Origin of the sequence: Siminovitchia acidinfaciens, from assembly GCF_003605385.1 — a bacterium.
GTDB classification, from domain to species: Bacteria; Bacillota; Bacilli; order Bacillales; family Bacillaceae_C; genus Siminovitchia; species Siminovitchia acidinfaciens.
In genome coordinates this window covers 34729-59292 of the sequence record NZ_QYTV02000012.1, presented here as the reverse complement: position 1 = coordinate 59292, position 24564 = coordinate 34729, and the positions used below count along the sequence as shown (strand labels likewise).

General features: G+C 42.1%; 18 protein-coding genes. 8 read left to right on the top strand and 10 right to left on the bottom strand.

Features of this window, described 5'->3' with window-relative positions:
- Positions 1–32 precede the first annotated feature (32 nt).
- From D4T97_RS18630 to D4T97_RS18605, 6 genes are all read right to left on the bottom strand, one after another.
- Positions 33–1355, bottom strand: a complete 1323-nt coding sequence (locus D4T97_RS18630) for an aminotransferase family protein (RefSeq protein WP_126052276.1) — start codon at positions 1353–1355, stop codon at positions 33–35.
- Between the two features lie 219 nt (positions 1356–1574).
- On the bottom strand, positions 1575–2927 hold the full coding sequence (locus tag D4T97_RS18625; RefSeq protein ID WP_126052275.1) for an APC family permease: 1353 nt from the start codon (positions 2925–2927) through the stop codon (positions 1575–1577).
- A 348-nt stretch (positions 2928–3275) separates the two neighbouring features.
- A complete protein-coding gene (locus D4T97_RS18620) occupies positions 3276–4895 on the bottom strand; it encodes an amidohydrolase (protein WP_126052274.1) in 1620 nt (539 codons plus the stop codon).
- Between the two features lie 305 nt (positions 4896–5200).
- Positions 5201–6640: a sodium:solute symporter family protein gene (locus D4T97_RS18615; RefSeq protein ID WP_126052273.1), complete on the bottom strand. Its 1440-nt coding sequence runs from the start codon at positions 6638–6640 to the stop codon at positions 5201–5203.
- A 16-nt stretch (positions 6641–6656) separates the two neighbouring features.
- A complete protein-coding gene (locus D4T97_RS18610) occupies positions 6657–8300 on the bottom strand; it encodes an amidohydrolase (RefSeq protein ID WP_126052272.1) in 1644 nt (547 codons plus the stop codon).
- 32 nt (positions 8301–8332) lie between these two features.
- Positions 8333–9571, bottom strand: coding sequence for a Zn-dependent hydrolase (locus D4T97_RS18605; RefSeq protein ID WP_126052271.1), 1239 nt, complete (start codon positions 9569–9571; stop codon positions 8333–8335).
- Between the two features lie 312 nt (positions 9572–9883).
- Here D4T97_RS18605 and D4T97_RS18600 point away from each other — a divergent pair, with 312 nt between their 5' ends.
- On the top strand, positions 9884–11290 hold the full coding sequence (locus tag D4T97_RS18600; RefSeq protein ID WP_126052270.1) for a sigma-54 interaction domain-containing protein: 1407 nt from the start codon (positions 9884–9886) through the stop codon (positions 11288–11290).
- A gap of 339 nt (positions 11291–11629) precedes the next feature.
- Here D4T97_RS18600 and D4T97_RS18595 read toward each other — a convergent pair whose 3' ends face one another.
- From D4T97_RS18595 to D4T97_RS18585, 3 genes are all read right to left on the bottom strand, one after another.
- The gene (locus D4T97_RS18595; RefSeq protein WP_126052269.1) at positions 11630–12460 is read right to left on the bottom strand and encodes a MerR family transcriptional regulator; all 831 of its coding nucleotides are present in this window, start codon (positions 12458–12460) and stop codon (positions 11630–11632) included.
- A 371-nt stretch (positions 12461–12831) separates the two neighbouring features.
- Positions 12832–13818: a 3,4-dihydroxyphenylacetate 2,3-dioxygenase gene (gene hpaD / locus D4T97_RS18590; protein WP_126052268.1), complete on the bottom strand. Its 987-nt coding sequence runs from the start codon at positions 13816–13818 to the stop codon at positions 12832–12834.
- A 1038-nt stretch (positions 13819–14856) separates the two neighbouring features.
- Complete coding sequence (locus tag D4T97_RS18585; protein WP_126052267.1) at positions 14857–16032, bottom strand: acyl-CoA dehydrogenase family protein; 1176 nt, start codon at positions 16030–16032, stop codon at positions 14857–14859.
- 217 nt (positions 16033–16249) lie between these two features.
- Here D4T97_RS18585 and D4T97_RS18580 point away from each other — a divergent pair, with 217 nt between their 5' ends.
- The 5 genes from D4T97_RS18580 to D4T97_RS18560 all read left to right on the top strand — a co-directional run bounded on the left by D4T97_RS18580 (position 16250) and on the right by D4T97_RS18560 (position 20217).
- Positions 16250–17002, top strand: a complete 753-nt coding sequence (locus tag D4T97_RS18580) for an amino acid ABC transporter ATP-binding protein (RefSeq protein WP_126052266.1) — start codon at positions 16250–16252, stop codon at positions 17000–17002.
- Positions 17003–17016: 14 nt separating this feature from the next.
- Entirely contained in the window at positions 17017–17862 is an 846-nt protein-coding gene (locus D4T97_RS18575) for a transporter substrate-binding domain-containing protein (RefSeq protein WP_126052265.1), read from the top strand.
- 66 nt (positions 17863–17928) lie between these two features.
- Positions 17929–18630, top strand: a complete 702-nt coding sequence (locus D4T97_RS18570; RefSeq protein ID WP_126052264.1) for an amino acid ABC transporter permease — start codon at positions 17929–17931, stop codon at positions 18628–18630.
- Between the two features lie 18 nt (positions 18631–18648).
- The gene (locus D4T97_RS18565; RefSeq protein WP_232019301.1) at positions 18649–19377 is read left to right on the top strand and encodes an amino acid ABC transporter permease; all 729 of its coding nucleotides are present in this window, start codon (positions 18649–18651) and stop codon (positions 19375–19377) included.
- A 465-nt stretch (positions 19378–19842) separates the two neighbouring features.
- Positions 19843–20217, top strand: a complete 375-nt coding sequence (locus D4T97_RS18560; RefSeq protein ID WP_126052263.1) for a nuclear transport factor 2 family protein — start codon at positions 19843–19845, stop codon at positions 20215–20217.
- Between the two features lie 294 nt (positions 20218–20511).
- Here the strand turns inward: D4T97_RS18560 and argJ are convergent, their stop codons facing one another.
- Positions 20512–21666 carry a bifunctional glutamate N-acetyltransferase/amino-acid acetyltransferase ArgJ gene (gene argJ, locus D4T97_RS18555; protein WP_126052262.1) on the bottom strand — a complete coding sequence of 385 codons (1155 nt, stop codon included), beginning with the start codon at positions 21664–21666 and terminating at the stop codon, positions 20512–20514.
- A 178-nt stretch (positions 21667–21844) separates the two neighbouring features.
- Here argJ and D4T97_RS18550 point away from each other — a divergent pair, with 178 nt between their 5' ends.
- Entirely contained in the window at positions 21845–22300 is a 456-nt protein-coding gene (locus D4T97_RS18550; RefSeq protein WP_126052307.1) for an N-acetyltransferase, read from the top strand.
- A gap of 665 nt (positions 22301–22965) precedes the next feature.
- Entirely contained in the window at positions 22966–24423 is a 1458-nt protein-coding gene (locus D4T97_RS18545; RefSeq protein ID WP_126052261.1) for an aldehyde dehydrogenase family protein, read from the top strand.
- Positions 24424–24564 lie beyond the last annotated feature (141 nt).

The window sequence follows — 24564 nt, the reverse complement described above, 5'->3', positions numbered from 1 at the left end:
CAGAAGTCGAAACTTCTGCGGTTTGATTCTTATTAAAGTGATTTTTGAACTTCCAAAATCGCTTCTTTAAGGATGCTTACAAATTCGTTTACATTATCTTCAGTCATGCAAAGTGGTGGTGAGTAAACGATTGTGTCTTTCTCCCAGTAAACAACGTTACGTAAAATCAATCCGCGCTCTCTTGCTGCCAATACAACTTTAGCAGAAATCTTTTCAGCGAAGCGCTCGCCAGTTTCTTGGTCTTTGACAAGTTCAACCGCACCAAGCAAACCAAGGTGACGGACTTCGCCAACAATGTCAGTTTCTTTTTGAAGCTCAGTTAATTTTTCTGCAAGTAGGTCACCCATTACTTTGGAATTCTCAACCATGTTTTCATTTTCCATGATTTCGATGTTTTTCAAACCTACTGCACAAGCTGTTGGATGTCCGCTGTAAGTAAATCCATGCATCAATACGCCGCTGGAAAGCTCGATCAACTCTTTGTGAAGTTTCTCGCGCAATACAACTGCACCTAATTGTACATATCCGCTGGAAATACCTTTTGCAAGAAGCAATACGTCAGGAACGATGTCATAGTGTTCACAAGCGAACATTTTTCCTGTACGGCCGAATCCGTTAATTACTTCGTCAGCAATGAACAAAATGTCATGCTCGTCACAGATTTTACGGATTTCTTGGAGGTACCCTTCTTTAGGTAGGTTAACTCCGCCCGCTCCTTGAATAGGCTCAGTCAAGAATGCAGCGATAGTGTCCGCGCCTTCTTCTTCGATCAACTTTCTGAAAGCGTCTGGAGAATCAGGGTCTACGTGAACAAATCCTGGTGCTAAAGAAGTTGTGAAGTCATGGAAAGACTCAATTCCAGTAGCACTTGTAGATCCGGAAGCTACCCCGTGATAAGCTCTTTTACGAGCAACAATTTTAGTTTTTTCTGGTTTGCCTTTTACTTTCCAGTAGTGGCGTACAAGTTTGTAGGCAGAATCGTTTGATTCGGAACCACCGGAAGTGAAGAATACACCGTTAAGATCGCCAGGTGTCATTTCAGCAATTTTAGCAGCGAGACGAATGGCAGGTTCGTTACTGAAACCAGTAAAGCTGGAAACGTATGCACATTTTTCAAGCTGTTCTTTTGCTACTTCAGCAAGTTCTTTTCTACCATATCCAATATTTACGTTCCATAGGGAAGCCATACCTTCAAGGTATTTTTTACCGTTAAGATCATAGACATGGACGCCTTCAGCCTTATCAAAAATAATAGCCGGTCCGTTTGCCTGTTGGTCTTGTAAGGAAGATGTTGGGTGAATGTAGTACTTCTTGTCCAATTCAACCAATTCTTGTCTCAATGCTTCATTGCTCATTAGAATCGCTCCTTTGTTGAATAAAATAGCACTATGAAATGCTCTGCACAATTATATATTATATCCCTTTGCTTTTGTAAAAGAAAGGGGAGTGCACTCTTTTTTTGTAGAATATCTTTAAATTCCCTAAAAATATCTTAAAAAACGCTATTTTTTGAATAAGAATGCTAAAATCATCCTGATAGATAACGAAAACTTCCATTATCGTAAAATTTCAATCTAAGCGGTTTCTTCTGCTGTTTCGGCCCCACCCAATTTGAGTTCGGGAGGACGCTTTTTAAATCCTTTGGTCAAGAAGAGTAAATAGACGAGACCAAGGGCAAACCAAATGCTTCCTAATACTTTTGAGTGGATGTCCAAATTAAGGAGCAGCCAAAAATCAAGCAGAGCGCCAATTCCTGGCAATATCAAGTATAGTATGGTTCCTTTAACGGAACGTTCTTTCTTGCGGATGAAATAATAGGCGATGACTGCTATATTAACGCTGATAAAAGCGATGAATGCTCCAAAGTTAATGAATGAAGCAACAAGCGTCAGGCTTAAAACCAATGAAAGAAGTGACAGCGCACTGATTAACAAAATGTTATTGATCGGCGTTTGGTATTTATGATGAAGCTTCCCAAAGAACCTCGGAAGCTGGCCGTCCCGGCCCATCGCAAACAATACGCGAGATGCACTTGCCTGTGATGACATTGCTGAACCGAAAACAGTGACGAAATAAACGGCCAGGAACATGGATGCCAATGTTTTTCCGCCCACAGATGTAATGATTTCGTGAGATGCGGCATCAGCGTTTGTGAACGTTGTATAGTCAGGCCATACATTATGGGCAAAATACGAAACGGACATGAAAATAGCTCCGCCTACAAGAGTGATGATAATAACAGCCCTTGGGATCGTCTTTTTCGGGTTGATCGTTTCCTCTGCGAAGGCTGTGGCGGAATCAAAACCAAGAAACGAAAAGCAGAGCAGAGCCGCGCCCGCAACAATATAAGAGAAAGATTGTTCAGGGTTGTAGAAAGGCTCAAAATTGAAAATTGTACCGGTACCGGCGCCACCCAAAATATCTTTTGCAGACAAGCCGATAAAAATGAGTATGAATAATAAAGAGAAAATACTGATAAAAGCGTTGGCCATCGTAGCCAGTCTGATACCCTTTACATTGACAAAAGTAACCAATAGCAACATTCCGAGCACCCAAACGTAACTTGGGATGGAAGGGAAGGCCGCTGAGAAAAATATCCCAAACAGCAAATAGTTAACCATAGGAATAAAGAGATAATCCATTAATACGGCCCATCCTACCATAAATCCTACATATGGATTGATGGACTTCTGCGTATATGCATAGGCGGAGCCGGCAGAAGGGACTACCTTTGCCATTTGTCCATAACTGTACGCTGTAAAAAGCATGACGATCAGCGCCAGTAAATAAGATCCTGAAACCATCCCGTGTGACAATTCGGCAGCAATTCCATAAGTGCTGAATACGGTTGCAAGAGCCATAAAAGAAAATCCGAAAAGGACAACCGGTATCAGGGTGAGTGAACGTTGCATTTTTTCTTGTTGCATGTATATCATCCTCCTTTTTCAAAAAATAGAGTTGGGCTATGAACGATTTCCTTATTAGTCAAAAGTGGGAAGCCTCGCCTTTTCGGAGGCTTCCGTTCGAGGGTAAGAAAGTATAAGGTCGGACTAAGTTTTCTTTTAGAAAAATATGCGTTGTGTCTAGCTCCGACGGACAGGATGTCCTAGTGCCACCGACGCCACAGGACGTGGCGCTAGGAGGCGGCCAGGCGCTATCGGCTCGAGGTCACAAGTCAAATTGCTGTGGTGGCTGAGGAACTGCCTCCTCGCAATTCGCCTTGTGCTTGTCGCCAATAGGCGGGCGCCTTACGCTTTTCTTAGAAATAATCCCTATTAAACTATTTCAACGGTTTTTTCATAAACAATTTGTCCGTCAACGATTGTAAACTCGACATTAGTGTCTAAGATTTCCTTCTCTGGAACTTCAAATAAGTTTCTATCAAGTATGACGATGTCAGCCAGCTTTCCTTTTTCAAGTGTTCCGATTTCATTTTCGCGGAAGACGCTGTAGGCAGAACCATATGTGTATGCTTTCAGTGCCTGTGCAAGTGAGATTTTCTCCTGTTCATTCCATGTATCTTCCAATGTATAGTCTTTTCGAGTGACGGCGTGATAAAGTCCAAGCATTGGATTTAATGGGATGATTGGATAATCACTGCTGTATGGCATGACAATTCCTTCATTGAATAATGTGGCATTTACATACAGATATGGAAACTTTTCTTCTGCTACCCGTTCGGTATGGCTTTCCCTCGGCATCAGAGCCATATGATAAGGCTGTACGGAAGGCATGACACCCAATTCTTTGAATCTAGGAATATCGTCTGTTGAGATGACCTCAATGTGTTCAAGCGTGTGACGGGAGTCGCGTCTGCCATTTTCTTTCTGGGCATTTTCATACAGGTCAAGTCCAAGCCTTACCGCTCCGTCGCCAATCGTATGGAACTTGATTTGATAACCTTCCTTATCAGCAGCTGTAACCCACTCCTGAAGCTGCTCCTCAGAAAAGCCAATTTCCCCGCGCGTTTCCGGCTTATCTTTATATGGATCGAGCATATATGCTGTATAGCCTGTAACAACTCCATCGATGAACTGTTTTAGGCCGGCCATTTTTAATTTTGGAGAAGAGAAATTCTCCTTAAAATCTTTCGCCGCTTCCAAATCTCCGTTTAGTGGCGGATAAAGGTGAATTCTTGTTGTCAATTGATCATTTTCATCAAATTCTTTGAAAACTGAATACCCTTCCAATCCTTCGTGAGCACGGCTTAAATATAAGTCATTCACCGAAGTGACACCATATTTTGCTGCTTCATCAAGAAACAGCTGAGCCATTTTCATTTTTTGTTCTTCTGAAAAATTGTAGGCATGCTTTCCAACAAGAGACATGGCGGACTCTATGAGAATACCTGTCGGTTCACCGTTGTCATCTTTATAAATGATGCCATAATCCGGATTGGCCGTTTCTTTCGTAATACCCGCAATTTCAATCGCTTTCGAATTTACCCAGCCGTAATGACCCTCTGCCTGAATGAGAAACACAGGCCGGTCAGGAATATAACGGTCGAGGAGATAACGATCAGGGAAATCCTTATCTCCCCAGGCTGTGGAATCCCAGCCAACCCCGATAATCCAAGGGGCATGAGTATGCGCATCTGCATACGCTTTCACTTTTTCAGCTGCATCTTCTGCTGAAACGGTTTCACTCAACGGAACGGAATAATGGTTAAACAGGCTGCCGGCCATGATATGGATGTGAGAATCAAAAAATCCTGGCATGACAAGCTTATCTCCTGCGTCAACAACGCGTGTCACATCACTGATATAATTTTCCAATGCATCAGGCGTGTCGACATCAATAATTTGATTATCTTTAATAGCAACGGAGAGCTTTTCAGGCTGTTCATTTAACCCGGTAAAAACAGCGTTGCCATGTATAATGATATCCGCTTTCATTTTTGTGCCTCCTGTTGTAAGTAGTGCTTCCAATTGTATTGATATATATACTTGCAATAATTGTGCCAAGTGCGTTAATTGCCAAAAAACAAAGAAAGGGTGTCAAAACCCTTTCTTTGTTGAGTGAATTCTATGCAGTTTGAGAGATGAATATTCAATTTTGCATAAAGTTGAACCGAGATGAATTGAACCTATGCGCTTTTGATGCGAATTTGAATCTAAGGCGGACTGATAAACCAGCCTTTTGAGCCAGTTGAATTAAATCCAATTTACCCTATTTTGCAAAGACTCAGCGGTTTGAATGCTTAGGAAGCCTTCTCTGTAAAGTTATTCAAATCATTGGGTTTAGTCATCAGTGAAACAATTATGACTAGCAGGAATGACACCGGGAATCCGACATAAATAGGGTGGATGCCAAACGGATGGCCCAACAGCTGCCAGCCAACAGCGATGATTAAGCCAACCCACATAGCGATTACACCGCCGGCTTTTGTTGATCCCTTCCAGAAAAGTCCGAAGATAACAGGTGCTAATAGGGATGATACCAACATAGCTGTTCCTGTGACCCATAGATTAACCAATTGTGGAATATAAAGAGCTAATAATAAGGAAAATACCGAAACTAGAAAGACTGATAATCTACTAAAGCTCAATAATTTTTTATCTTCCTGTTCTTTAAGGCGCGGTTTAATGATATCGTTCACAATTGATGATGCACCCGCCATCAGGAATGAGTCAGCTGTGGAGATGACAGTCGCCATTAAAGCAACAACCATAACGACGATCATAGGGAAGTTGAACACATGCCCAATAATCGCATAATAGCTTAAGGTAGGATCGATTTCTCCCATCGATAAACCGAATCTGCCGGCAACTCCAATCGTGATAACGAAAAAACCAGTTAAAAAGGCTAAAACAATTGAGATCCAATAACCGCGTGTAGCTGTTTTTAAGTCTTTAGCGGCCCAGTAACGCTGCCAAAGATCCTGTCTTACAAATTGATAGGCTCCAATAGTCAGAAGATAAACAAAAACATCGACAGCTGAGATGTTGAAAAAGCTGAGATTTGCCCCTTCGTTCATAGCAATGGCATTTTCAGAGATTCTGCCCCAGCCGCCGGAAGCAACAATTGCAACTACGAACAAAACAAATATACCGACTGTTTGTATTGTTCCATGAAAGGCATCTTGCCAAATAACAGATTTCATTCCGCCGAAATATGTTTTAAGCGTCAATAGAACCCAGCTGATTAATATACCTGTTGTCATATTTATGCCAATAGTTAAATGCAAGATAGTGGCAATGGCAACAAACTGCATACCTGTAATAGCACTGTAGGCAATCAAAATACTAATGACCGTTGGAAAACGAGCACCTTCTCCAAAACGAAGAGTTGTAAAGTCCGCAATTGTGACCATGTCATATTTTTCGCCATATAGTCTAATGCGCTTGACGAAGAAAAACATCATGATGATACCTGCGAAAAAGATACTGAAATTTAACCATTGTTGCCCCATTCCGAAGCTATAGCCATTTCCCATAAAGCCGAGTAAAGTTGATCCTCCTACAGCCGTCCCGACAAATGTCAGAATTAAAGGGAAAATAGAAACGGATCGCCCTGCGACGTTATAATCGTCGTACGTTTTTATGCTTCGGCGGTTGATATAAAAGGAGACTCCAAATAAAAATAGGAAATAAACAATGACGATGCTGCCTAAAATTGTTTGTTCTTGTGCACTATACATGCTGTTTCCTCCTCGCTCACACTGAGAGTAGTTGAGAGTTTTGATTTATTTTTTCATTTGTTTTCTTATAGACTATTTGTCCTTCAACGATTGTTTGAAGAACTTCAATATCTTTGATGTATTCAGGATCGATAGTGAATGGATCTCGATCCACAACGATGAGATCTGCATACTTTCCAATCGAAAGTGAGCCAATCTTGTCTTCATCAAATCCTGAGACTGCAGCATCGATTGTGTATGCCTTGATGGCATCTTCGACCGAAATGGATTCTTTTGTACCCAGCTGCTGGCCACCGACCGTTTTTCGGGTGACCGCGGTATAAATTCCAAATAACGGATTCCCGTCACATACCGGCAAATCAGAATTTCCTGGAGCGATAATGCCATGCTTTTTAAAAGAAGCGTGTGGGAAGACCCGCTCGGCCCGTTCTTTCCCTAGGTTTGCTAAATAGCTATCACCGATAGAATATATAAATCCAATAGATGAACCTGCAATAATACCGTGATCTGACAATTGTTTCAGCTGTTTTTCGGAAGGTAAAGCACAGTGTTCGATCCTGTGGCGCATTTTTTTATTTTCTTCTTCTGAATTCGTTTTCAAGATGGCTTCAAGGGCCATTTCAATCGCTCGTTCTCCGATTCCGTGAATAGAGACGCGCATTCCATTTTGGGTAGCTTCGGAAACGAGGGCATCCAGTTTCTCTTGCTTCATGTATAAAATGCCCCGGTTATCCTTTTCATTTTCGTATGGTTCACTGACAGCTGCCGTTCGACCGCCAACACTTCCATCCAGCATATATTTTAAACCTTGGATGTTGAGGCGATCATTTCCGAAATGGCTTTCAATTCCAAGCTCCAATGCTTCCTCTTGGACGCCTGTCCATCCCATCTGATCGATTGCCCATAGCCACAGGCGGACTTTCATCCGAAAATCGTTCTCCTTTTGAAGCTGTTGGTAAACGGTCATTTCTTTTTTCGTCACGGCCATATCGTGGATGGTTGTGATTCCCCATTTGAAAAATTGTTGTTGGGCTTGCATCATAGCCTTTTTCAACTGTTCAGTAGTTAATGATGGAACGGCAAATTCCATCATAGCGTTTTCTTGAATAAGGCCGCTGGGCTTACCTGTAGTTGGATCAATGTGGAAGTGTCCACCTTCGGGGTCCTGCGGACTTTCCGGAAGATTGCTTTTTGTAAAGGCCATACGATTAACAACTGCATTGTGTACGCAAGTCCTTTTCAAAAATACAGGGTGATCCGGTGCTGCTTCACTTAGCTCATCAATTGTCGGGAAACGCTTATCTTTTAATTTGCTGTCATCCCAGCCCATGCCGGTAATCCACTGTCCTTTTGGAGTCACTTTTGCTTTCTCTCTGACCGCATTGAGAATGCTTTCAATATCCGGTGTGACTTCCGCTCTTAAGTCCAGTTGAAATAGATTGGCAGCAAAGTGCAAAGGGTGTGCATGGCTTTCGATAAGTCCTGGAAATACTGTTTTTCCTTCCATGTCGATCAATTTCGTCCCGGGGCCTTTTAATTGATCGGCTTCTTCATCAAAACCAATAATCTTACCGTTTTTAATTGCAATCTTAGATGCTTTTGGCTGTTCCTCATCTATTGTATAAATGTTAGCGTTTAAAAGGATCAGATCCGCGAACATATACAATCGCCTCCTCGTGGTGCGTACTAAATTTATGCATTGGCCAATTTGTATACAGTATTTAACAATACGTTTGCGCCTTTTTCAATTGCTTCTTCGCTTGTAAACTCTTCTTGGCAATGGCTTTTGCCATCAACACTTGGAACAAAAATCATTGCGGTAGGTGTTATCTCATTCATATATTTCGAGTCATGCCCAGCGCCGCTTATCATTTTTTTGCTGGTATAACCCAGTTCATCGGAAGTCTCTGAAATCACATCAATTAGTTCTTCCGAGAAACGGCTTGCAGAAGTTTCCCAAATCTTGTTGATTTCTATTGAAACTTTTTCCGCGGCTGCTGTAATACTCATTTTTTCAATGATCGTCTGGCATAATTGCTCCTTTACGGAATCATCGGAATGCCTTACATCTACTGAAAATATCACTTCTCCCGGAACACAATTGATGGAGTTTGGCTTAATCGCCAACCGGCCAATCGTGACAGTTGCTTCTTCGTTTTGGCTAACGACCGTGTCTTGTAATAGTTGAATAATTTTGGATGTTACATATAGCGCATCTTTTCTCATACTCATCGGTGTAGGTCCAGCATGGTCTGATTGACCGGTGATTTTTACTTCCAGCCAGTCCATTCCCTGAATGCCGGTCACCACACCGATATCCAATCCTTTATGCTCCAAGACGGGTCCTTGCTCAATGTGAAGTTCAAGGTAGCAATGACTGTTTTGGATGCGGTTTCCTTCCGAACCATGGTAACCAATCCTTTTTAATTCGTTAAGGAATGTTTTTCCTTCCCTGTCGGTACGAGAGTAAACAAACTCTTTGTCAAAATGCCCCGCGAGCCCCCCGGCACCTAAAATCGGCGGTTCAAACCTTGACCCTTCTTCATTTGTGAAGTTAATAAGTACAATTGGTCTGTCTGTAGTAACACCGCTTTCATTCAGTGCAGTCAATACTTCCAGTCCGGCTAAAACGCCTAGTATACCATCGTAACGTCCGCCCTCAGGCTGGGTGTCGAGATGGGATCCAATTAAAACCGGGGCAGCATCAGGGTTCTTTCCTTCTTTTCTGCCGTAAATATTTCCGAAATCATCGATGCTAACTTGTAGCCCAATATTTTCTAACCATTGAATATACAAATCCCGCATTTCCTTATCCTCATCAGTAAGCGCAAGGCGGCAAATCCCTCCTCGGGAAAGTTTGCCTATATTGGCACTCTCGTTAATCGTTTTCATGAGGCGGCTAGTATTAATCATAAGGCCTTGTTCAAGCATAGCGTGACCCTCCCCCAACTAGTAAGTTCTTATGAAGAACTGCAGTTTTTAACTTTCGTTCTTACGGATTTTATATAGTAGCAATTTATGTGCCAAGTTTTTTCGACTATTTTCACTCGAATATGCGATTTTTGTCCTTTTTTAGCGTGCCTAGTAGTACAAAACATAGCAAAATCGACTCAAATTGGGGAGGTTTGAATTGAAAACGATTCAAAAATACTTAGAAATAGGTGAAAATTTATATTTTGAATCGTAATTAACTCAGATTTCGTGGTATTCTAACAATATAGGTAAAACGAAAGGGGGATTCGATTGGAAAAAATACGAGAAATTTTGGACCATCCATACTTTACTAGAATTCTCAATGCGCTTTCAGATGGTATTCTGATTTCCGATGGAGAAGGGAAAGTTATATGGCTTAATAAAGCCTGTGCAAATTTTTCAAACAGGCCGAAGTCATTTTTTATTGGAAAGGATGTTTACTTACTAGAAGAGCTAGGTGTGTTCAGGCCGTCTGTCACGAAGATGGTTATTGAAAAGCAAGCATCTGTCAGCACAGTACAAACAACAACAGGCAAAGACAGCAGGTTTATCGTTACCGGACATCCGATCAAGGACGAAGAAGGGAAGATAGATTGTATTATCGCGCTAACCAAGGATATTACGGAAATAGTACAAACAACGACAGAGTTGGAAGAAACCCAGTCGCTATTGAAGAGATATAGCCAGGAAATCATGCGCATAAACTATGAGAAACAAATAGATTCGTATTATTTTTCCGGTCAAAGCCCGGCATACCTTTCGTTGCTGCAAACTATTGACAAAATAGCCCTTGCCGACTCGACTGTTCTATTGAGTGGGGAAACAGGCGTCGGCAAAAATGTTTTTGCTCAGCGAATCCACGGATTAAGTGAACGGGGGAGCGGTCCATTTGTAGAAATTAACTGCGGAGCCATACCGGAAACCTTGATTGAATCCGAATTATTCGGTTATGCAAAAGGGGCTTTTACCGGTGCAAATAAAGCAGGAAAAGCCGGGATGATTAAGATGGCTGACGGCGGTACATTATTTCTTGACGAAATTGGGGAGCTGCCTATTCACCTTCAGGCAAAGTTATTGCAATTTTTACAACAGAAGAAGTTTCTTCCAATCGGATCTACAGAGCACCAAACGGCAAATGTAAGAGTCATCGCAGCAACAAATTTGGATTTAATGGAAGAAGTGAAAAAAGGAAACTTCCGTTCAGACTTGTATTACAGGCTGAATGTCCTTCCTATCAGCATACCTTCACTCCGTGAAAGGGAAGAAGACATTGTTGGTTTGATTCAGTTTAACTTGGAAAAATATAATCAGAAGCACAAAAGGCGTTGTCGTCTTTCGTCCGATGCATTGGACTGCCTGCAAAATTATGAATGGCCGGGAAATATAAGGGAGCTTGAGAACTTAATTGAAAGGCTTGTCATTATTGCTCATGAAGATGATATTCAAGTGCAGGATTTGCCGCCCCAAATGCGGGAACGTGAGGATATGGTATTCGACTTGGCGAGCTTTAATAACGGTGAATCACTGACAGAGATTTTGGATTCCGTTGAAAAAAATATCATAACTAAAGCGTATGCCCAGTTTAAAACGACTAGGAAAACAGCCGAGGAACTAGGAATTACCCAATCATTGCTGATGAGGCGGTTGAAAAAATACAATTTAACAAATGAAAAATGAAGGAGAGGCCCCGGGAGCCTCTCTTTTTAATATGGTTTAGCGTATTATAAAACTCTACAACAGTGGATAGTTTTTCCCTGTCTAGCTCTGACGGTCAGGAGGGCCTAGTGCCACCGATACACAGGAAGTGCTAGTGCAAGCGAAGCGACAGGGTGTCGCGCCTTGAGTCTGCCGAAGCCACAGGACAAGGATAGCTTCGGCAGCGTTACATCGCACGAGGGAAAAGCGTCAGCTTTTTCGAGGACGTGGCGCCTTGAGGCTGCCAGCGCTTGTCGTCCCCTAAACCGCCGTCTTCCATATTTCAGTTCGTACATCGCTAAACGAGCGTTTTCGCTTTTTTTATTGTTCAATCCGTACTTGGATTTCAGCCAGAAATTCGTCCTTGTTATTGGAGATGAATTGGTCGATGATTGTACGGATGATAAAGTCGCCTTTGATGGTATAGTTTTTTTCTTCGATGAAATCGCGGAGAATCTGAAAATAAGGAGGCGCATCATGATGACCTCCGCGGAAGAAAATACAGGCATATGTTCCTTCCGGTAGTGTGGAAAAGTCTATTTCTTCTATTAGCTTACTTTTTTCCACCTCTTCCAAAATTAGAAAGATGGAGCTGTACTCCAAAAAACTTTCGCGCTGAAAGTTGTTCTCCGAAATCGTCAGCCCGACTTTTCCAATGAAAATGGATGCCATATGGTGGTACTGTTGTTTCAATTTCCGTAACGAAAGTTCTAGTTCGAAAAAAGAAGAAATAGTTTCTTTAAGCTGGATGATTCTTCTCTCGGGCATGTACTTAATAAAAGGAACGGAAATATCTGTTATCCTTTTTGCTTCTTCGAACTCGTGGATCCTGGTCTCCAATTTCTTTTTCGCCATCTCCAGCTCTTCAATCTTATCCTCCGTGATTTTCTTATGTTCCTCAAGTGTATTAATCAGCTCGTTAATATCGCGGTTGGAAGTTTGCTTTTTAATATCCGCCAAAGGAACACCTAGAACTTTTAAGTAATGGATGATATCCAACAGTTTGAATTGTTCGAAGGAATAATAGCGGTAGCCGTTTTTTGGATTCACTTCTATTGGTTTGAATAAATCTATTTCATCATAGTAGCGCAGTGTTTTGACAGGAATGTTATGAAGTTTGGACATTTGCCCGATTGAAAATTTATTTTTCATTGTATTCACCAACTATATTTTAACAGAACAAAAGCGGAAGTGCCTTTTCATTCGCGTGCAGAGAGGGAAAAAGGACGAAATTGGATTTTTAGGGAAGGATAAATGCTGGCTGCGTCAATGCGCCATAATCCTCGAAGTTTACTATTTGACTCAAAAGCAAATCCTGTTTTTCCTTCGTCCAATGTTATGCAGCCGAAGCTACCTTTTACTATGGATTTGTTAGGCTTAGAACGGAACATCCTTCGCTTCCGCATATAACATCTCTATGTCGGAGCTGAGCTCAGAATTGAATGATAATAAGATAGACATGTAAAAATTCCCATCCACCAAAAAAGAAGCACATCAGACTGCTCTGATGCGCTCCTTGTATATTATACTTTTTGCTTCTTTTGGAACTGGACGATTGGAAGAAGTTCACCTGTATGGATGTCTTCAACAGGAACAGCTTCTTCGACCCAGCTTTTAGGAGGCATGGCGCCCCAGAATGTTGCACGCTGAGGGTCAGCGAGATCCCACTTGATCGGCTCCCAGTCAGGATCGTTTGTAAAATAGTCACCGGTGTATAATTCCATGCGGTTTCCGTCCGGATCCCGCAAGTACACGAAGAACGCGTTGGAAGTCCCGTGTCTTCCAGGGGAGCGCTCGATGTTGGCATAGTATCCGAGGGACGCAAGGTGGTCACAGGCATCAAGGATGGACTTTGCATCATCCATCCAGAAACCTGTATGGTGGAAACGCGGTCCTGTTTCACTGATAAGTGCTAAGTCATGCACACTTGGCTTTCTGTGCATCCAGGCAGCCCACATACTTTCTTCATCCTCGTCCACTTTTACCGTGTATTCGGAAGTTCTAAAGCCTAGGTTGTCACTGTACCATGCATACAAATCATCAATATTTGTAATAAGGCAGTTGGCGTGGTCAATCCTTTTAATTTTTACATTGCCTTGCAAATGATATTTTTGAAGCATTCTGTCCGCTTTTTCCATTTCATAGAAAAATTCTACAGGAATTCCGCCAGGATCCTGGATCCTTAAAGCGCGGCCTTGGCCTTTTTCTTCACCAGCTTCAACCCAGCGTTTACTGACTCCGAGATTAGTGAACAATTCATCCAGCGCATCAAGGTCGCTGTCAGCGCTTACACGATAGGCGATATGCTTCAAGCTTGCCTGCTCGCCTTTCGTCAACACGAGGCAATGGTGGTTGGCATCTTCCAAGGCTCTTAAATATATATGATTGTCGTCCGACTCTGTTTCAATGAAACCTAACCCTTCGCAGTAAAAGTGGCGGGCGCGATCTAAATCTGTAACCGTTACTTCTGCGTGGTGCAAGCGTACAATATCAAACTTTTTCTCTGACATTTAACTCAACCTCCGATCATTTGCTTTCAGTATAAAGTCTCCAGTAGATGGAGAGTCAACGGTGTCTTTTTAATAAAAATACAAAACTATTTGTATTCAAATGAAAAGTTGGACCTCCAGCTCCGAAGGATAGGACGTGCTAGTGCCGTCGGTGCCAGGAANCGAAGGATAGGACGTGCTAGTGCCGTCGGTGCCAGGAAGTGGCGGTCTGAGGCGGCCTTCGTCGCCGTGTTTCCTTTATCTCGTCGGAGTCACTCCAGTCTGTACGTCGCTAACCGTTGCCCTCCGCTTTTCTTAATAATCAGAAAGGAAAACGGTTAATTTTAAAAAATATATTGACAGACTTTTATAGAAGCGGTAATATTGAACACAAGACGTACAAAATTTACTTTCCGGATTAATTACCTTTTTTCGGCTCAGGTAAAATAGTGCGCAACCTTATCACATCGTTAAATAAGAAGACTGCCGAATCTGTCAGCCAGCGGGTTTAACCGCGGGACAAACGCAGAACAAACCAGTCGCTCATCCAGCCTCTTCTATATTGAAGGGTCGATGACGACTGGTTTTTTTTACGCCGGTTTTCTGATTCAACGGACAAATGATTCTTAGGAGGAAAAGAAACATGTGTCTCGCTAAATCAGGCTGTAAATTATGCGGCAACTGCAAAGGCTCTAAAGCGGCAAAAAACGAAAAGAAAAAATAAGGAGCCAAACACGAAGAGAGTAGGGGGACCCCTGCTCTCTTCGTGTTTGTATGGAGGACTGAAAGCGGAATTGAATGCTCGAAGCGTCCCAGTATCGAAGTCAGTAATGCCTAGGTAGCCAATGCCCGTGAAAGTGTCTAATCGCTAAACTCGATCTGTCCAGGCAGCCAGTGACCGGAAAACAGTACGCAGCCGAGACCGAAAATCGAACGTGACCACTGGCTCCTGTAAAAAAACTAACAAAAAATCAGGTGTCATAGAGGCTGGATGAATAAAGATAAACAAGTCAACGAAAGAAAACTCTTAGAAAGTCTTTTATCCGAGTGGCCCATAATTTACTTTACGTTTTCCGCCTTTTTCTTTTCTTGTTCTATAGCAGCCAATGCCAATTTTTGAATCGTCATATCGTCCATCGGAGGGTTATGCAAGCCGGCCCGAACATCACGGTAGTAACGCTGCAATGGATTGGAACGCTGGAGGCTTTTTGCCCCAGCTACTCGCATCGCTTTATCAACGATGGAAAGCGCAGAATTGGTAACAGTATGTTTGACTGCTCCGAGTTCGTTGGCAATCAACGGTCTCCGGTTCACGTCATCATATGCTTCAGCAACATTGTAAAGGAAATGTCTCGCTCTCATCAATTCAAGTTCAATCTCACCCAACAAACGCTGCACATTCGGCAACTCGCTGATTGTCCCTTTGATGCTGTTAGGTGAATGCTCATTGGCAAATTGGATCGCATAGTCTCTTGCGGCTTGTGCAATCCCTAAGTAACATGCTGAAATATGCAATACCCAGCCATTGATCTTATTCCCTCGCGGTCCGTCATTGATCTCGACGAGCATGGATTCATCCGCTATTACATTGTCGAGAATCAAATCATGGCTTTCTGTCCCTCTCATGGAAATGACGTCCCATGTTTCTTCAATGGACAGTCCCACTGTATCCTTATGCAAAAGGAAAAATCCGATTGCTTCTTTTTCTTCAATCCATGCAGAGGTTAGAAAATAGGTCAACGCTGGAGACATTGTTGTAAAATTTTTCCGTCCATTAATCACCCAGCGACCATCTTTTTTTACTGCTGTTGTACCTGGACGTCCGCCCCTTGTCGGACTTCCCGTCTGTGCCTCGCTTACAGCCCGGTTGACGAGTGCTCCATCCAAAACTTCTTTGGCAAAAAAATTTAATCGGTCTTCCGACCAGAGTTTTTTCTCGTAAAGTTCGCCTGTAGTGCCCATATGCCAGCCGATCGAAAGCCCTGTAGCCGCGTCAAAACTGGCTATGGTCTCCTGAAAAAGCACCATGTCATATACTCTTAATCCTTCTCCGCCATATTCCTTCGGCAAAGTTAAGCTGGTATAACCCATCCGGACAAGCTCTTGAATATTTTCCATTGGAAATTTGGCTTGTTCGTCAGTTTCGGCTGATCTGCTTCTAAATTTCGCTTCTTTCTTATATAACTTCTCCAGCCATTGTTTTTGGACATCATTTTTTATAAATAAGTCTTTCATTTCTTCACCTCTGATATTGTATATGCATAAGATGCTTAAAATTAACAATTCCTATTAGTTTTATTGGTTTTAATCATATCGAACTTGATTTTGAGCGTCAAGAGATACTCATATTATACAATAAGAAATTAACAAACGCTCAAAACCAACTTTACAACTATGAATAGTTATGTTAATCTTTGGGTGAATTGTAAAACAAACAAAAGCAGGGATCAATGTGATTAAGTTAAAAAATATCAATAAACAATTTCATAAAAATCATGTATTAAAAGGAATTGATCTCGATGTGGAAAAGGGGGATGTCCTAGTTATAGTCGGACCGAGCGGATCAGGTAAAACCACATTGCTCAGATGCATCAATTATTTGGAACGTCCTGACGATGGTTCCATTACGATTGATGGCTTCACTGTCCAAGGTAAGCACCCATCAAAGCGTGATGTACTAGCCTTGAGAAGAAAAACAGCGATGGTTTTCCAGCATTACAATCTTTTTAAAAACAAAACGGTATTGGAAAACGTCATGGAAGGCCTCGTAGTGGCTCAAAAGATTCCCAAAAAAGAAGCGAAGGAAATTAGTATTTCTTTATTAGAAAAAGTAGGGTTGGCGGAAAAAGTGAATGAATATCCTTCGCAGCTTTCAGGAGGACAGCAGCAGCGCGTTGGAATTGCCCGGGCGTTGGCATTGAATCCGTCCGTCATTTTATTTGATGAGCCGACTTCTGCGCTTGATCCCGAGATGGTTGGCGAAGTGTTGGCCATCATCAAACAGATTGCCAATGAAGGAATTACAATGGTAGTCGTCACTCATGAAATTGACTTTGCGCGCGAAGTGGCAAACCGCGTTGTTTTTATGGACGGGGGGCATATCATCGAGCAGGGTTCACCAGAAGAAGTATTGGTACATCCGCAGCATGAGCGGACGAAGAGATTTTTAAAAAGACTGGTCAAAGAACCGGATTTTGCGATTTAGGGAGGAAATGGGGAATGAAGAAAATATGGGCAGGAGCAGTGGCATTGGTAGGACTTATATTAATTACTTCGGGCTGCTCCCAAAGTTCGGGAAAAGAAGATGATGGTAAACAAGTGGTCAAAGTGGCAATTAGCGACGAAGTCAACCCGCCATTTTTATATGCGGATGAGAATAATGAACCAATTGGTTATGACATGGATTATATGAAGGAAGTTGAAAAAAAGCTGCCTGATTATAAGTTCGAATACATTTGGGGTGAGGAAGAATCCAACCTGGTCGGTGTGGACACAGGGAAGTATGACCTTGCCATCAACTGGTTCTTCAAAAATCCGGAAAGACAGGAGAAATTTCTTTATCCGGAACATGAATTTGGTTACTCTTTAACTTCTCTCGTAACGAAAAAGGATCGAGACGATATTAAAACATTAGATGACATGGTTGGGAAAAAATTTCCACCGGTTTCTCCAAGCGGTGGACTTCGCGCCATTTTGAATGCATACAATGAAAAGCATTCAGATAATCCTCTAACATTGGAAAGCATGGAATCGCCGTCAAATGCGGAAAATTTGAAAATGGTGGACAAAGGTAAAGCCGATGCCATGTTCATTAATGTAACGACATTCAATGAAATCCAAAAGGAATTGGACCTCGATTTGAAGGTCGGAGGAATCGTTTCAAAAGAGCCGATTTGGACAGTTTACAATAAAGATAACGCTGAGCTTGCGAAAGAGATTGATAATGTAACTGCCGAACTGATTGAAGACGGCACATTATCAAAGCTTGCTGAAAAATGGTTTGGGGTAGACTTCTTCCAAGATCTAGAATATATCAATGAAGAAGGCTTTAATTTTGAGAAATAATCCGACTTTCCGTATTGGGCTGCTCTGCGGTTCAATGCGGATTTTCATTATGGTGGTGAATTGAATATGAGTTCCGGGCTTGCGGGCTGGGTTGATTTATTTATTAAAGTGCTTGAAAAGCTTCCACTCACTCTTCTGATGCTGGGGCTGTCATTATTTTTTTCTATCATACTAGGAGTGTTTGTTGCGATTATCCGGATTCAGAAGCAGCCTGTCCTTTATCAAATAGCGACTTTTTATTTATCTTTTACCCGTTGTACGCCGCTCCTTGTCCAGCTGTTCCTCGTATACTTCGGCTTGCCGCAGCTGTTATTGATTTTTCACATAGACATAAATAGCTGGGACCGCCTTGTATTTCTCGTTATTGCCTTTTCATTTCATACGGCGGCTTATTTATCGGAGGTATTCAGGTCTGCATATCTTGCTGTGGGCAGAGATCAGCTGGAGGCAGCGTACAGTGTCGGGATGAGTTATCCGCAGGCATTAATCAGGATCATATTGCCGCAGGCGTTTGTTGTTTCTTTGCCGAATCTGGGCAACAACATTATCGAACTGTTAAAAGATACGTCCTTGGCTTTCACAATCGGCATCATTGACATTATGGGCCAGGTCAGAATCATCCTCGGGAATAATCACGGAATGGGCATGTTCCAAATCTATGTCGTGATTTCCTTAGTATATTGGGGCACCTGTATTTTGATAGAAAGCGTCATCGGCTATTTGGAAAAAATATTTAAAAAGGGCCGTGTCAGCTTATCAAGACAATAAAAGAGGGGAGGGACGACATTGCTTTTGTCTATCATCAATCTGGAATTTGCACTTGAGCAATTTCCGGAAGTTTTAAAAGGTGTACCTGCTACGCTGGCCATTGCAGTGGTTGCCATGATCTTCGGCTTGATTTTCGGTCTATTGATCGCCCTTTGCAGAATTTATAAAATGCCGGTATTAAACCGTTTTTTTATCCTGTATATTTCCTTTATCAGGGGAACCCCTTTGCTCGTGCAGCTGTATGTTTTTTTCTATGGTGTGCCTGTCCTATTGGAATTTTTAAACGAGCAAATGGGAACAAATTTCGATGCTTCCAATATTTCACCTTTGATTTACGCCTTCGTCGCCTACACCTTGAATACATCGGCGTACCAGGCGGAGATTTTTCGTTCTTCCATCAATGCCATCAACGCAGGACAGATGGAGGCGGCACATGCAGTCGGTATGACTACGGCTCAAGGGATGTGGAGAATCATATTGCCGCAGGCATTTGTCGTGGCCCTTCCCAATTTGGGGAATACATTTATCGGGCTCATTAAGGCCACTTCTCTGGCGTTTGCTGTGAAAGTGGTCGAAATCATGGCGATCGCCAAAATCATTGCCAACGACGGATATAGGTTCTTGGAAATGTATTTGGTAGCCTCTCTTATTTATTGGGTAATCTCCTGGGTGTTTGAAGTTCTGTTTGCAGCGGCTGAAAAGAAAATGAGGCGTTATGAAGAGCGGATTGAAGGAGAGGCGGCATAATTAAATAAAAAGAGAGTCCAAATAAAATCGTAAACTTACAAATGAATCATAATGAAGTCATTCAAAGAGGAACGGGTACAACGTTTGATCCTTGTAGAACAATACAATGCGCGAATCATATTAAAAAGTTGAAGAGGTGATACAGTAACTGTATCACCTTTTCTTCAGTCAATGGGTAGGTAGCGATTAATAAAAGTAAAAGTTTATAAAAGGGCCGATTAATGGAGGAGGTTTCCTCAAGGGTAATTGACTGCTTATGTTAATGATAGGAAGACGTTTGTGTTCCCAGTGAAAAAACTATATGGCAACTTAATTTAATTACAAATACCATTTAAGATAGTGATATAAACAAATGGGATAAAATGTTAACTAACAATTAGTTTTGCACAAAATAGAAGCTTGCAGCAAAAAAAGCCAGTTAGATTATTGATATAACAAAACCCTTAATAGAAAGGATGTATTGAAATGAAGAATTCTCTAAAAGAGAATGCGGTGTCATTTTTGCAAATGATTGCGTCGGGTGAAGTGCGCGAAGCATACCGTAGCTACATAGGTCCAGATTTCCGCCATCATAACCCTTTTTTTCGTGGAGATGCTGACTCTCTTATGCTCGCAATGGAAGAGAACGCCAACAAAAATCCTCACAAAATTCTCGTTGTAAAACGTGTCATCGAAGAGGGTAATATCGTTGTGGTTCACTCACATGTAAAGCAAAAGCAAGATGACCTCGGGGGAACTGTAGTCCATATCTTCCGCTTCCATAAAGACCTTATCGTCGAATTCTGGGATGTGGGTCAGCCCATACCGGAGAACTCTCCCAATGAGAATGGTGTGTTCTGATGTAGGGATATTGTCGTTATTCTAACGGGGGCTTTTTTCAATAACGACTTTCAACGATTGTGCGTGTTAATTCAATAAGAATTAATTGATTTTGAATTCGAGAATAATCATATGAGATTTTGCTGCGGTAAAATTTCACTGTTGGAGGAGTAATTGAGGTCCTTCTATTGCAAATAAGGATAGGTTGAGCCTGTTGTATTACGCTCACCTATCCATTTTAAAATAAAAAATTTCACACTAGAGAAAATAATTGCGCGAACGTTCTTTCCGTCGCTATTTCCGACTGTCCCATTATCAGGTGGTATATTCTCCATTTATCTTCACGTAATCGTAAGACAAATCGCATCCCCAGCCGGTTGCTTTTCCTTGCCCGTCTCCAAGTGAGATGGAAATGATAATCTCGTTGCCTTCTAAGTACTTTGTAAGTTCATCCAGATCCGATTCCGCAGGCTCACCTTCATTAAATACGGTAATATCGCCGAATGATACGCAAACTTTCTCAGGTTTGATTGGATAGTCGGCATTGCCGATTGTTGAGATAATTCTGCCCCAGTTGGGATCAGCTCCAAAAATTGCTGTTTTTACCAAAGGTGAGTTAATGATCGATTTCATCATCAATTTTGCTTCGTCATTATTTTGGGCGCCATCCACTTGCACTTCGACAAGCTTTGTTGCTCCTTCGCCGTCTTTTGCGAGATCTTTGGCCAGGCTGATTAGCATATCAGTCAATGCTTCCTCGAATTTCTCAAGATCAACCGGGCCTGCCAAGCCGTTGGCCATTGCAGCAACTGTATCGCTCGTGCTCGTGTCACTGTCGACGGACACCATATTAAAGGAAACATCCACTGCTCTCTTCAGGATGGCTTTCAACGCTGCGGGCTCAATCTCTGCGTCAGTCATGATATAGCTAAGCATCGTAGCCATGTTTGGCTCAATCATACCGGAACCTTTGGCGATAGCGCATAGTTTGATGCCATTAATCTCCGTTGAGCGGAACTTGGCAAATGTATCGGTTGTCATTATGGCTTCCGCTGAATCCTTTAACCCGTCTTTTTTCAATTCATTTTTCAATCCAGGGATGCCTTTCACAATTTTTTGAACCGGAAGAGGCACTCCAATTACTCCGGTTGAAGAAGGAAGGATATCCGCCGATTCGATGCCCAGCTCTTTTGCCACCACTTCAACGATCGTCTGCACATCTTCGATACCCTGCTGTCCTGTGGCGACATTCGCATTTTTGCTGTTCACGACAAATGCTTGGAGAAACCCATTTTTAATATGTTCTTTCCCAACTGTTACAGGCGCTCCACAAAATTGATTTTTTGTGAACATGGCAGCAGCGGCTGCGCGAGTTTCGGAATATATAACAGTAAAATCAGGTGTATTGTCTTTTATCCCAACGTTTTTAGCGCACGACAGAAAGCCTTTCGGAAGCAATATTTGTTCCATTCTAAATTCCCCCATCTTTTTAAAAGTTCATTATTAAATATTATACAGCGGTCTTTGTAAAAAGAAAGGGATGATTGAATAAATATTAAATAAAATGAATAATTATTTAAAATTATATTGACTTTCCATCTCCAGCAAGTAAGATTAACAGTATATATTGAATCAAAAGGTGATGAAAATGATTGAAGTCCGCAAGGCGGTTCTCAAGGACATAGATGAAGTTTACCAGCTTGTTAATCAGTATGCCGATGAGGAACTGCTGTTGCCAAGAACACGGGAATCTCTAGTCATTAATATACAGTCCATATTCGTAGCGGAGGAAAAAGGTGAAGTGCTCGGGGTGGCATGCCTTGCGGTCCTTGGACAGGACATGGCGGAAATTCGATCTCTTGCAGTTAATGAAAAAGCACAGGGGCGGGGAATCGGAAAAATATTGGTGTCAAAGATTATTGAAGAAACAAAGAGGTTGGGAATATCAAAATTGATTTCATTGACTTATCAAGTTGAGTTTTTTGAGAAATGCGGGTTTCAAATCATACAAAAAGAAGAGATGCCGCAAAAGGTCTGGACGGATTGCATCCATTGTCCAAAATTTCCAGCATGTGATGAAGTCGCGATGGCTATTAGCTTTTAGCGGACGAGAGAAAAATTTGTCGAATTCCTGAAAAAATTAGATTGACAGTGTCTTTGCATTGTTGCTATAGTTATTACGTCATAGATAATTCATGACTGAATAATGCTATTTAAGAAAGACTGTCAAATCTAACCAGACTTTGTTGATGAAGCAAAGCATAACGTTGATTTAGAGCCAGTTTACTTACTAAATGACCGTGCAGTTACCAGCGCCAAAAAAGGACATTTATAGGTAATGCTGGCTTTTTTATGCTATGCAACTCTTCATGGGAAGAGGAGAATGGTCAAGTGACAGGGATTATTCATCAGAGGCAAAGTGAAAAATAAAGGTTTGGACAATATACCGAGGATTTATTTCTATTCTGCAAACGGTTCATTTTTAACGAATAGAGGGATTCAAAAGTGTCCGGATGCCTTTTGCTGATGAGAACGAATATGAGACGAATAGTGACGTACGCGGTCTAGGGCCGAGGTGTGCCATCTACTTTGTTATGTAAAAAAGTGAATGAACCTCCGATTGATTGTGCAACAATCAATGAACAGGTTCAGGTCTTTATTCGAATGTCTTGCGCTTCCTGTCTCCTTTGAGAGCGATGAAGAAACGACAAAGGATTAGCTATCTTAGAACGAGTCATAAAAGAAAAAAACAATGATTATCCAGGGAGAGTGAACGTTGTGGCAAATTATTTGAACTTTATCGGGGGAGAATGGGTAAGTGCTTCTTCTGGAGAAACGCATGAGCATTTCAATCCGGCAAAACCGTCTGAGAGCATCGGATTCACTACTGTATCAACTGTAGGAGATGTAGAAAAAGCAGTTGAAGCGGCAAAGTCTGCAGCAGCGGGCTGGAAAGCAATGTCTTCTGTAAATCGCGGTGAAATCCTACGCAAAGCAGCTGATATTTTAGAAGAGCGTGCTGACGATATCGCAAAAACAGCCACTCAGGAAATGGGTAAGCGTTTCATTGAAACAAAGGGTGAAGCACTCAGAGGTGCATCCATCCTGAGGTACTACGCTCAAGAGGGTATGCGCAAAAAAGGTGAAGTTCTTCCTTCAGCAGCTAACGGTACGACTTTACTTGCAGTCCGTGTTCCTGTCGGAGTTGTTGCAGCCATCACTCCTTGGAACTTCCCAATTGCAATTCCAATCTGGAAAATTGCACCGGCTCTTGTATTTGGTAACCCGGTTGTATGGAAGCCAGGCCAAGAAACAGGCATCACTGCTGCAAAAGTAACAAAAGTATTTGAAGATGCGGGACTTCCAGCAGGTGTTCTTAACCTCGTGCTTGGAAGAGGTTCTGTCGTTGGTGATGTTCTTACTACTCACAAAGATGTGGCAGCTGTCACATTTACAGGATCCAACGCAGTAGGCCAAAACATCGCAAAGCTTGCAACTGAGCATGGAAAGAAATTCCAGCTCGAACTTGGTGGTAAAAATCCTGCTGTCGTACTTGAAGATGCAAACCTCGACTTGGCTGCGCGCCTCGTTGTTGAAGGGGCCATGAAACAAACTGGTCAGCGTTGTACAGCAACAAGCCGTGCTTATGTTGAAGCGAGCATTTATGATGAATTTGTAGAAAAAGTAATCGAAAATGCAAAACAAATTACAATCGGCGACGGTTTACAAGATGGAATTACAATGGGGCCAGTTGCATCCAAAAAGCAATTTGATACAGTTACCGGCTATATCCAAAAAGGTAAAGATGAAGGCGCTGAGCTTTTATACGGAGGCAGCACGTTGGATATCGACGGAGGTTATTACATTGAACCTACGATTTTTGGAAATGCTACCCATGAAATGACCATCGTTAATGAAGAAATTTTTGGTCCGGTTGTGGCGCTTATGAAAGTGGCAGATTATAATGAAGCCCTTGAAAAAGCGAATAATACGATTTATGGACTAAGCGCTGCCGTATTCACGGACAGCCTCGAAAAAGCATTCCACTTCATGGAAAACAGCGAAGTTGGAATGGTACAGATCAATGGTGAAACAGGCGGTGCTGAACCGCAGGCTCCATTCGGAGGAACAAAAGCTTCCGGGCAAGGACCGAAGGAACAGGGACAGTCAGCTGCTGAGTTCTTCACGACAAATAAAACGGTTACGATTAATCCATTCACGAAGTAATAAAACAACTATCTGCTGAAAGTGAAAGTCTTTCAGCAGACCCCTTTTAATAGAAAAGCGGAAGTCGCATGCGTAGGGCACAAATTCAGAAGCGATTGGCCTCATCTTTTTTCTGAGTAAAATTTGTCGTTTATTGTCGCT